The sequence below is a fragment of the Anaerovibrio slackiae genome (assembly GCF_009695585.1).
Lineage (GTDB): Bacteria > Bacillota > Negativicutes > Selenomonadales > Selenomonadaceae > Anaerovibrio > Anaerovibrio slackiae.
Genome location: NZ_VUNR01000001.1, coordinates 196760 through 207698, shown reverse-complemented (window position 1 = coordinate 207698; position 10939 = coordinate 196760). Strand labels below are relative to the sequence as shown.

Annotated in this window: 12 protein-coding genes; all 12 read right to left on the bottom strand. The window is 35.7% G+C overall.

The genetic code is table 11. The annotated features are described in order from the left end of the window. Positions 1 to 53: helix-turn-helix domain-containing protein (locus FYJ84_RS14960; RefSeq protein ID WP_154405249.1), on the bottom strand; the 53-nt coding region annotated here is incomplete at its 3' end. Positions 54 to 181: 128 nt separating this feature from the next. Further along, positions 182 to 1276: a UDP-galactopyranose mutase gene (glf, locus tag FYJ84_RS00965; protein WP_328596301.1), complete on the bottom strand. Its 1095-nt coding sequence runs from the start codon at positions 1274 to 1276 to the stop codon at positions 182 to 184. A gap of 31 nt (positions 1277 to 1307) precedes the next feature. Continuing rightward, complete coding sequence (locus tag FYJ84_RS00960) at positions 1308 to 2495, bottom strand: hypothetical protein (RefSeq protein WP_154405197.1); 1188 nt, start codon at positions 2493 to 2495, stop codon at positions 1308 to 1310. Positions 2496 to 2517: 22 nt separating this feature from the next. After that, entirely contained in the window at positions 2518 to 3819 is a 1302-nt protein-coding gene (locus tag FYJ84_RS00955) for a hypothetical protein (protein WP_154405195.1), read from the bottom strand. Between the two features lie 21 nt (positions 3820 to 3840). Next, on the bottom strand, positions 3841 to 5088 hold the full coding sequence (locus FYJ84_RS00950; protein ID WP_154405193.1) for a flippase: 1248 nt from the start codon (positions 5086 to 5088) through the stop codon (positions 3841 to 3843). 3 nt (positions 5089 to 5091) lie between these two features. Then, the gene (locus FYJ84_RS00945) at positions 5092 to 6036 is read right to left on the bottom strand and encodes a glycosyltransferase (RefSeq protein WP_154405191.1); all 945 of its coding nucleotides are present in this window, start codon (positions 6034 to 6036) and stop codon (positions 5092 to 5094) included. A gap of 29 nt (positions 6037 to 6065) precedes the next feature. Beyond that, on the bottom strand, positions 6066 to 6758 hold the full coding sequence (locus tag FYJ84_RS00940) for an L-ribulose-5-phosphate 4-epimerase (protein WP_154405189.1): 693 nt from the start codon (positions 6756 to 6758) through the stop codon (positions 6066 to 6068). Positions 6759 to 6790: 32 nt separating this feature from the next. Next, a complete protein-coding gene (locus tag FYJ84_RS00935; RefSeq protein WP_154405187.1) occupies positions 6791 to 7858 on the bottom strand; it encodes an NAD-dependent epimerase/dehydratase family protein in 1068 nt (355 codons plus the stop codon). 22 nt (positions 7859 to 7880) lie between these two features. Beyond that, the gene (locus tag FYJ84_RS00930) at positions 7881 to 8594 is read right to left on the bottom strand and encodes an IspD/TarI family cytidylyltransferase (RefSeq protein ID WP_154405185.1); all 714 of its coding nucleotides are present in this window, start codon (positions 8592 to 8594) and stop codon (positions 7881 to 7883) included. Between the two features lie 37 nt (positions 8595 to 8631). Then, a complete protein-coding gene (locus FYJ84_RS00925) occupies positions 8632 to 9432 on the bottom strand; it encodes a LicD family protein (RefSeq protein WP_154405183.1) in 801 nt (266 codons plus the stop codon). 53 nt (positions 9433 to 9485) lie between these two features. After that, the gene (locus FYJ84_RS00920; RefSeq protein ID WP_154405181.1) at positions 9486 to 10391 is read right to left on the bottom strand and encodes a hypothetical protein; all 906 of its coding nucleotides are present in this window, start codon (positions 10389 to 10391) and stop codon (positions 9486 to 9488) included. Further along, the gene (locus tag FYJ84_RS00915; RefSeq protein WP_154405179.1) at positions 10348 to 10905 is read right to left on the bottom strand and encodes an HAD family hydrolase; all 558 of its coding nucleotides are present in this window, start codon (positions 10903 to 10905) and stop codon (positions 10348 to 10350) included. The genes FYJ84_RS00920 and FYJ84_RS00915 overlap by 44 nt, the downstream gene beginning before the upstream one ends. Positions 10906 to 10939: the final 34 nt, after the last annotated feature.

Here is a 10939-nt window from a genome sequence, read left to right as displayed (position 1 = left end):
TGCTGTTGTTTAGTGGGATATATTCTATACTGATAGCCTTTTTGCTGTAACATATCGTTCACCTCCTGTCACTTACTATTATATCACCACTATGTTCTATTGTCCACCTCAATTACTTGCGTAAATTTGGTGGACGTGGCATTCATCTCCCGCCTATAGAGGCATGGAGTCTTCTGCCACATTAAGATAAAATTTCTCTTACCCTGTTCAAGGCACTTCTTATCACATCATCCATATCATAATATTTATACTCTGCCAGCCTGCCACCAAAAATGACATGCTTCTCTCCTGCTGCCAGCCGGGCATATCTCTCATACAGAGCCTGATTCTTGTCATTATTGACAGGATAATAGGCTGTCTGCCCCGGCTGCCAGTCAGCAGGATATTCTCTTGTTATATAGGTCACAGGCTGAGTGCCGAACTCAAAATGCTTATGCTCAATCACCCTTGTATATGGCACCTGACGCTCCGTATAATTCATCACTGCCACGCCCTGATGATTGACTTTCTCCAGTCGCTCTGTCTCAAAGCGCAGCCCGCGATACTCCAGCTGGCCCAGCTGATAATCAAAATAAGCATCAATGGCACCCGTATATACCACATGCCTTGCCATGCCAGCATACTCCTGACGGCAGGCATTATAATCCACGCCAGTGCGCACCTCTATGCCATCCAGCAGACCTGCAATCAGCTTATTGTAGCCGCCAATCGGAATCCCCTGATATCTGTCATTGAAATAATTATTGTCAAAGGTATACCGCACCGGCAACCGCTTGATAATAAACGCTGGCAGCTCCCTGCAGCTTCTGCCCCACTGCTTTTCCGTATAGCCCTTAATCAGCTTCGTGTAAATATCCGTGCCAATCAGGGAAATTGCCTGCTCCTCCAAATTACGCGGCTCACCGCTGACCGCCTTGCGCTGCTCCGCAATTTTCTCCGCTGCTTCCTTTGGCGTTGCTACCCCCCACATCTTGCTGAAGGTGTTCATGTTAAAGGGCAGATTGTACAGCTCCCCCTTATAATTCGCCACCGGGGAATTCACATAATTATTAAACTCCGCAAACTGCTGCACATACTCCCACACTTCCCTATCATCTGTATGAAAAATATGGGCACCATATACATGAATATTGATACCTTCCTTTTCCTGACAATAAACATTGCCTCCGGTATGCTCACGCTTTTCCAGCACCAGCACAGACCTGCCAGCCTTCTTCATTTCATGGGCAAACACTGCACCATACAGCCCACTGCCCACTATCAGATAATCGTACACAGCTATCTCTCCTCCTCGCATTCTATCAATATCACTTTACAAAAAATTCTCTATAATTACAAGTAAAACTTGCATTTTCTCTATCCAAAAATGCTGTAGAGGCTAGAAAAAAAGGATTATAAGCAATTTCCCATATATGATGTGCCACTACACCGTTAATTGCAACTACAACCAATACAACCAGCATATACTTATTATCTGTACACTTTTTCCAAGCAGAACGATTAAATAAAAACACTGCCAGTAATCCTAACACACCATACCTCATCAAAATATTTTGATAGGAGCAATCTATAAAGAAATACACTTGTGAAAAAGGTGCCAACGTACCACCATTCCCTAAAAACTTAATATGTTGCCCAAATAAAGTAACAGGATAATCCAACAAGCCTTTGTGTCCCAAATTCAAACGCTGTGATAAAATATTATTTAGTTCTTTCAAAATAAAATTGTCAGGTGTGTAAATATATGCCAACCCCATGATAACAAATGCAAATAAAGGCATAATATACATACCATATTTTTTGAAAAATGCTATCATAACTCCATTGCTACACTTAAATCCATTTGTTTTTAACCATCCCCTGCAAACAGAAAAAGCCAATATAGCAATCAGCATACACCCACAGTCAAGTCTTGTATGGCAAAAAGCGTATACAAAAATCATTAGTATAAAACAACATAGCAAATGGAATTTTTTTATTTTATCACCTAACAAATACAATATTCCAAGCATCAGGAAACAAATATGAGCTGCAAAATTCGTTGGATATACCATTCCAAAAGAATTTCTCTCGAATACATATCCAGCTCTATCCACATATACTAAATCCTCTATAACATCCAATCTGGAAGCAACAAACGACAAAAACAAAGTCATGCAATTCATAAGCACAAACACCTTGATTATTTTTCTAAAGCTTATCCCTTTAGCTCCCAGTAAAACTAGCACATATAGTAAAAAATCTATTTCACGGGTAAAAAAGAAAATAAGTGCCCCTAATAGGCAAACAACACTTCCCAAAAATACTTCTCGATAAATATAGCTATCAAACCACAGCATCTTGCTAATTATAAGCAACAAACCTAATAATATGAGCAACTTTGGCGCATAAGGTATCTTAAACATTGTTGTTGTCAACAAGCTTCCTAGTAACACTATCCCGTATCCCGTTAAATATAATTTTTCCCTGGTTATGCCATACAACACGCTTGCCATAAAACTGCCAACTCTCACCAAATCAATACACCACCAATGCCCCCCAGATATTTATGCCAAGAGTTTTGCAATACCTTAATAATTCTTCTATCTTGCAATATAGATCTACTCCAGGTCTAATAATAAAAATTACTTGCCCAAAATCTGATAAAGCTTTCAATTTATCACTGTCAACACAGGCTGTATTAATATATTCAAAACACACGTCTTTTATCTGTAAGGAATTATTAAACTTGTTAAATTCAATCATATTATCTGACATATCACAAACAGTTACCTTTTGAGCACTATATCGCCTTGACAATAATTCTAACTCCAAACTGGTTTCAGACATATCATATCTAAAATTCCCATCTGCAAATGAATTTAATACCGTTATCCCGGCAGCTTCCAATTCTGTTTCTGACTTGATTTTGTCATTAAACATATACTTAACAATGTACCAAAAAATTGGTACACTCACCCCCAACGCAAGACCAAACAGTAAAAACTTTAGTGCTGCCTTTATCGGACTTTTATGAATTACAGATGTTGGCTCATTTCGCTTAATGAATTCAAATTTTTCACGCTCTTGAAATGCCACAGCCTTTTCCATATTAGCAATATTTAACTTATCATTTTGTACAATATTCCTTATGTTATTTTGCTTATTTAAAATATCATACTCAACAGCATATCCACTTCCCTGCTTCACCAAAACAGTTTGAGCTTCATCAGCCCATTCTGTCTTTAATATGTTTGCCTTTATGCATTCAGCTAATGGAACCACCGTATCCATATCCTTATGCATAACTGTTACATTGAATAAATTACCATAAGAAAATACCTTGACTGCACTTTCCAAATCCTCACTGGAAATATCTTGATATAACTTTGTGATTTCTTCTCTAAAAGCCGTGCTCTTTATATACGCAACATACTTATTTACCAACAAATGAGGATTTACCTTGGTTTTTACCTCAAAGACCATTTCACATTCTGGAACTTTATACGGATCTAATTGCATTATCATAGATTTCGTTTTAAATTTCTCAGATTCCACCAAGCGTGCTTTTGCTTCATCCATACTCTCTGTATATTGTGCTATTTGGTTCTCTAACAGAGCAATCTGTTCCGAATGAATTTTTCCCTCTGCCCCTTTGTCAATGCGTGTATTATACATAGCCAAACAAAAACCTAATACACTGCAACCAATTGCACATAAAATAATCCATACACCTATTTTCTTCCTTTGTTGCCATGCTTGAACCAAAATCTCCCTCATGACAATATTGCGTAATTTAATATCATTTATATTTACATACTGAATCAATCTTTGAATCATATATCTTCACTTTCCTAACCTTTATGATAGCTCAACTTTATTTTTCCTCAAAACAATCCACATAACCAATGTAACCATTGTCTCAGTCAACATTACTGTTACACTTACTCCCTCTGCCGCAAAAAAATAAATCATTGGCAATACCAGGCATGTATTAAAAATTGCCGCTGCTATTAAAATCATATTGAATGCACGCTGCATACCAAATGTCAGCATTGTCTGTATACCAAAAATATTACTCAGTGATATCATGAAAGGACAAAAGGCCATAATCCGCAGCAATAGAACAGATTGGTCATACCCATTTCCCAGCAAAATATTTATTACCCGCTCAGCAAAGATAAAAATAACTATCGAAAGAACAAAATTACTCCCACCCAACAGCAGCAACACCTTTCTTAAAAATACCAAGGCATCTGTTTTTGATTCAGCTACCTTTTTGCTTACATGAGGATAAATTGCCTGAGTTACAGGAGATAGAAGTTGCACAACATTATCAATTATTTTTTTCGCACCACTAAAGTACCCCACCACCGTATTATTTGTCAGCATCCCAAGAAAAACCACATTACTGGCAGTATACAAATTTATCGCTACTGTAGAAGTAAATATCGGCCAGCCATCTGCCAGTCCCCCCTTAACATCATTATAAGTTGGAACTACAAACACCTCCGGGTATTTTCTCAGCAATATCAGCCAGGAAAACAGCGCAGCCAGCAATGGCACTGCTGACTGGCAAAGAGCTGCTATAATATAATCATCTGAATCATTCACCGAAACAAAAATACCTATGACACTAAAAAATCTGGCAAGAACATTCACCAGTGTTATGTAACGCATCTGCTGAATTCCTTGGAAAAACCAAACTGGAAACAATACATTCCCAACTACAGTAATGTATAAAACAGAATACAAGCAGGCATCCAAATTTGTATATGCGCTTCCCACTAAAAGCCATACCACAAATACGATGGTACTCAGCAATAACAAAAGCACCTTCCCGCCAAAAATTCCAGCAAATACTTTCCCACGCCTTCTAGGAGAATCATGCCTCGCAATTTCCCTGGGTGCCAGCAAATTGAACCCATAATCTGTGAACAATACAAAATACTGTATTATCCCTTGTGCGAACACAAGCATGCCATAACCGTCCACTTCCAATACACGCACTAAATACGGAAAAGTAATGAAAGCAAGAACATACTGCAAGCCTTTGATGATACCAAGAGAGCAAATATTTTCTGCTAATTTTAAATTTGCCTTTTTCATAAATTACGGTTTCCATCCTGGTTTATAAATTTCATTCATACCCATATTTCCTAATAAACCATCCCTGATAGCTCTCATGCGTAAAATCACTTCCACTTTTGATTTCCCACGCAACGGACACAAAATAGCTTTTAATATTGACACAAATAAGGATAATATAAAATACTTTTTAAAATGTGTTTTTCTAAATGCAATAAAATTACGCCATCCATAGTAACTTTTCCATGATAGTTCATTGTAATTCATCATAGTATCATGAACCATCTGATATTTAGAAATACCTACTATCTTTCCAACTTTACTCAACCGATATGAATGCTCCACATCATCTTGCCAAATAAAATAATCTCTACGAACCAAGCCAACCTGTTCCATTTTTAATTTATTTACAACAATGCCTACATAAGAAGTAAAATCTGGATAAAAATATTCATTCTTAAAGTCATCCTCTGGAACATTTAGTTGTATCCTTCTTGACCATTTTGATACTAAATATCCTCTATGAAAATTGTTATAACTATCTTGTTCCACGACCTTGCCACACACTATTGATAAATTTTCATCCAAATGTGATTCGATATATGCCTGCATTCCCTGCAAATAATCGGATTCCGGGTATGCATCATCATCTGATATCATAATCCAATCAGCGTCCAGTTCCAAAGCTTTTTTTTCTCCTAAATAAAAACCACCACTTCCCCCTGTATTTACTTCAGAATATATTGTGTATTTTTCAAACTTTTCTGCGTGAGTTTTCCATTCATTCAAAAACTTTTCTGTTCCATCCGTTGAGCCATTATTTACCACTATTACATATTGGGGGGCTTGTATTTGTTCTGAATAACATTTTAAAGCTTTTTTCAACTTTTCTAAACGATTATATGTAACAATAATACATCCTATCAAAGCATCTTTCTTGCCCCATAAAGTAACATCATTAGAATGCAAAATATTCTCTCCTTCTATGAAAATATCAATTATTGCCCATAATATGCATTTTTCCCATGCTTTCTCATGTAATGTTTATCTAAAATATATTGCTTCATCTCAGACGATGGGTTTAACATCAACGTTTTATAATCCATTTCAGCAATTTTCTCTAAAACAACCGCATTATGCACAGCATTCGCAGCATCACTCCCCCATGTAAACGGACCATGGTTTCTTACGACAATACCTGGGATACTCATGGGATCATATCCTAGTTTTTCTATAGTTTCTATAATAACCTTTCCTGTATTAGCCTCATAATTATCCATCACTTCATGTACCAACAATTCTCTAGTACATGGAATATCCCCATAAAAGTAATCAGCATGAGTAGTCCCTACAGCAGGTATATTAATTCCTGCTTGCGAAAAAGCCACTGCATTAACCGAATGAGTATGGACTACCGCATTTATACTATCAAAATGCCGATACAATTCTAAATGTGTTGCAGTATCTGATGACGGTTTCCACTTCCCCTCAACAACTTTACCTGTTCCAATAGACAAAACCACCATATCCTCAGGTTTCATGCCATCATAAGGTACACCAGATGGCTTTATTACCATAAATTCTCTATCTGAAGATATGCCGCTGACATTTCCCCAAGTATAAATGACAACACCTTTTTTAACTAACTCTAAATTAGCTTCACAAACCTCTCTCTTTAATAAATCCAACATATATTTGCACCACCCAATCGCCATACGATACACTAAACATTGTGCACTTCCTTCAATATATTCAGTGTATGCCTAATCCCATCCTCCAAACTAAAAGCAGGCTTCCATCCCATGCTCTCAATCTTTCTAGTACTTAAAACTTGCTTTACAATAGGTGACGTATTTTTATTTGGAATTTCATCAGACAGTAAAAAATGTACGCTTTTCTCCCCTGCATTGCCAATAACTTTCGCTAAATCAGCAATTGTTACTACAGAATCTGGATTTGCTAAATTATATGCCTCTCCACTATTCCCCTTAGTAAGTACTGAAAACAATGCTGAAGCACAATCCCCAATATAATTGTAACTTCTTATTTGTTTGCCATAACTTTTTAGAATTATATCCTCACCAGAAATAACATTCTTAAAGAACTGAGCATGTGCCCTATTATCACTATTAGTAATATACGGTCCATATGTATGAGATGGGCGTACAACTACACTCTCAACGCCATATTGCTCCATATACGAACAACACAGATTTTCCGTAGCTCTTTTACTAGACGGATAACAAGAACGCATAGATTGAATATCTAAATAACCCAAATAATCTTCTTCAAATGAACTGAGTTTCAAATCTCCTTGACCGTAAACTTCACCAGAGGAAACGTATAAAAACCTCTTAACTGAATATTTCTGAGCATACTGTAGCAAATTATATGTACTAACGATATTTCCTACTATAGTACCGACGGAATCACTAATAAACGCAGAAGGATGTGCATTTCCAGCAGCATGTATAATATAATCAACTGGAAAATTGAATTTAATATTCTCCTTTAAATCATAATACACAGGAATAACTTCATTAAATCCTGCATATTCATTTTTAATTTTATTGACATCACGTCCTGCAACAAAAATACATATACTACCACTTATTTTACGATTGTATCGTATCAACATATCCGTTAAAAAAGAGCCAATAGTTCCCGTTGCACCAGTGATTAAAAATTTAGCATTACATAACTTTTCTACATCCAAAGTATGATTTAGTGCAACATCCAAGTCATTTATATACGTTTTGCTATTGTGCAAATTATTACCCATAATCCCCATAAATGTACCTTTCTACGACCATCTACTTCAGCCAATCAGAGCGTTTCGCACTAAGCAATGCTTTGAAAATATCAATATCATCAACCGTCGTGAGCTTAATATTCTTTTCTGAACCAGCAGAAAAAAATACTTGCTGTCCCATCTCTATCATAAGCGTGCAGGATGCAACCGAGTTGGTTATTCCAGCCTCCAAAGCTTTCTCGTGCAAATTGCATATATCTCCCAAATAAAATCCTTGAGGAGTTTGGGTTCTCTTTAATCTATCTCGTGGATAACTTCCTATAGACTGAAATCCATTATCAGTTTCTATCATAGCTTCCGCACAAGGTATTACCGTGATAGCATTTCCTTTCTTTTTAGTAACACGTATGCAATCTGAAATGATTTCTGCTGAAACCATGGGACGTATAGCATCATGAACTAGCACTATATCATCATTTCGGTACTGTTTACGCAATGCATATACTCCATTACGTATAGAAGCCTGCCCATTTTGTCCCCCTGGCACAATAGTAGTTAGTTTTGAAATATTAAATTGTTTAGCATATGCTTGTAAAACGGACTCCCAGCCTTCAATACAAACAACCGCAATCCCATCAATTTCAGGATGATTTTGAAATGCCTCTAACGTATATACAATAACAGGTCTTTCATTTACTGTTAAAAACTGTTTAGGTATATCTTGGTTCATTCGCTCTCCGGAGCCACCAGCAATTATTAACGCAATGTTAGCCATAACAACCTCCTGATATCATTAAGCCATAAATATATAATCAATCATCTAAATAAACTTCCATACCATGTGTCTGCCGTTTTTGTTCTGGAGGCAACACCATATAATCCTGATATATCCCAGTTAAATATGAATCCCAGCAAGAAAAAGTAGGGTATTTTTTTCCTTCAAATTCAACATAAACTGTTTTTTCAAAATCTGCTTTTAGCATACGTTCTCCTACACCATATATACCTGCAGTAACTACACCTACATATTTACTGCCTTCATAACAATTCTCGCTGGCTATATCAATAATTTTATTAACGCAATATCTTTTGCCTATTAATTTAGCCACAGGTTTTAGTAAGTATTTAAGATACTTCTTGAATTCTGTTCTACCTTCCCCTAATTTTGCATCTATTAAAAAATACATTTTTCTATAAAAACTACATCTCCGATAAACATTCTTTACCATTTCCATATCTTCGGGTAAGCCATCTACAGGAAGAATGTCCACCCACAATTTTTTCTCTGCATTTTCAGAATATCTTATATCCATACTCGTATTAATATTCACTAATTGCGCATATGGATAAAAAATACCATTTCGTTCCCCTGAATATATTTGATATTTTTGACCTTCATTTTCATACAATTTTATTAGCTTTTCGTAATCACTTCTAGGCATGCATACATCAATATCATCATCCCAAGGTATAAATCCCTTGTGCCGTATAGCCCCCAATAAAGTTCCACCGACCAATAAGCATCTAAGATTATGGTTATTGCAAAACTCCATTAATACATCTAACATTTTCAGTTCTTCTTTCTTTATTTCTTCCACCGATAATTTTCTCATATTATATTTCACCTATACAGTTTCTTAATCTGCTAAAATGCAGTACCTTAAATTTATTTATCTGTACCATGATGTTTGCGCCCCTCATGAATAATTCCAGCTACATGTTTTACATGGTTCATAACATACCAAGATAATAAACGATAAACCAAAAACAAAAATGGCAACCCGCAAAGAATTGGACTCCATATACCAATTCCTACTAGTACTATTGAAATAGCACATATTAAAATATAGTACTTAATACGAAAGCTATCCACATCACGTGTAACCCTGATGCGAGGAAAAAATTCTTTCTTTGAGATATACTCAATAAAACGCACCAATACAATAGTCAATAATACAACGCTCAAAGATGTAATCAACCTATCATCAGGTATAAAAATAACTATAGGAATCATATATTTTAAAGTAACTTCTATTGCCATGGTTAAGGCATTAATTTTTCCTCGATAAAAGTTATGCACACTATAAGTAACCAATAACAACAAAACACAAAAAACATATAATCCTCTATTATCGGGAAACATACTCATTAGAAACCAACTACCCAACACTCCCAGCACAACCCTGACAGTAATCAAATTCTCCAAATGTCTGAGTATGAGAAAAAAATATGGCTCTGGTATTCTAATAGTGGGATTTTTTTCATAACGAACACTAACAATTTCATTAAAAATATAGCCACATTCGTAAAAACAAAACATTGTAACGAAAGCAATAAACCAATTTACTGCAAGTTCAAGCCTAAAGTCTGACAGGGCGAATACTAAATAGAGACTTGGTAAGGCATCTATCAAGAAAAAGGATATTATATTTATTGGATTTGTATATCTGGTAGCAAAAGTCCAGCGTAATGGTAAGTAGTAGCATCCCCAATTTAACTTTGACACATTTTCAAGGGGATTTTTCATATTACCTTTCAGCTCCTTCATCAATAAATTGATATTTTTTACCATTTAATCTTTTTTCAAAATACCTTCTATCCTCTTTTTTACAAGTTATTACCGCCTCATCAGCTATTTTCAACAAATCTATATCTGTTTTATTATCTGTACAAACAAATATTCTTTTATAGCAAAATCTTTCTGCAACCACTTCTGCTTTTCCTCCAAATTCGGCTCTAATAGCTAACACATTTAGCATATCACCAGCAGTTTGCAACAAATCAGCAGGAGCGTTGGATACAATAACCAATGCATATCCAGCATTCAGTTTCTCATGCATAAGCTTAATAACCTCCTGACGATATGGCAGAACAAAACCATAGCGATCACTTTGAGGTATCTTATTATATGCCCAATAACAAAGCTTCATATATAGAGAGGGAAATATTTTACCAAAGGCTCGCATAACAAAAGAAGTAAATATTTTTGTGTGATAATAATAATTAAGTAAAGCAAAATGAGAATTACCATCATAAATAGTATCATCCAAATCAAATACCGCTAAATTATCAACCTGTTTTCTCATAACACCCATCCCTCACAGCAAAAAAATTTGCATA

Bases quoted from the DNA above. Each gene is read 5' to 3' on its own strand.
- FYJ84_RS00960 (WP_154405197.1), bottom strand. From the start codon at position 2,495: ATGGCAAGCGTGTTGTATGGCATAACCAGGGAAAAATTATATTTAACG.
- FYJ84_RS00955 (WP_154405195.1), bottom strand. From the start codon at position 3,819: ATGATTCAAAGATTGATTCAGTATGTAAATATAAATGATATTAAATTA.
- FYJ84_RS00950 (WP_154405193.1), bottom strand. From the start codon at position 5,088: ATGAAAAAGGCAAATTTAAAATTAGCAGAAAATATTTGCTCTCTTGGT.
- FYJ84_RS00940 (WP_154405189.1), bottom strand. From the start codon at position 6,758: ATGTTGGATTTATTAAAGAGAGAGGTTTGTGAAGCTAATTTAGAGTTA.
- FYJ84_RS00935 (WP_154405187.1), bottom strand. From the start codon at position 7,858: ATGGGGATTATGGGTAATAATTTGCACAATAGCAAAACGTATATAAAT.
- FYJ84_RS00930 (WP_154405185.1), bottom strand. From the start codon at position 8,594: ATGGCTAACATTGCGTTAATAATTGCTGGTGGCTCCGGAGAGCGAATG.
- FYJ84_RS00925 (WP_154405183.1), bottom strand. From the start codon at position 9,432: ATGAGAAAATTATCGGTGGAAGAAATAAAGAAAGAAGAACTGAAAATG.
- FYJ84_RS00920 (WP_154405181.1), bottom strand. From the start codon at position 10,391: ATGGTAAAAAATATCAATTTATTGATGAAGGAGCTGAAAGGTAATATG.
- FYJ84_RS00915 (WP_154405179.1), bottom strand. From the start codon at position 10,905: ATGAGAAAACAGGTTGATAATTTAGCGGTATTTGATTTGGATGATACT.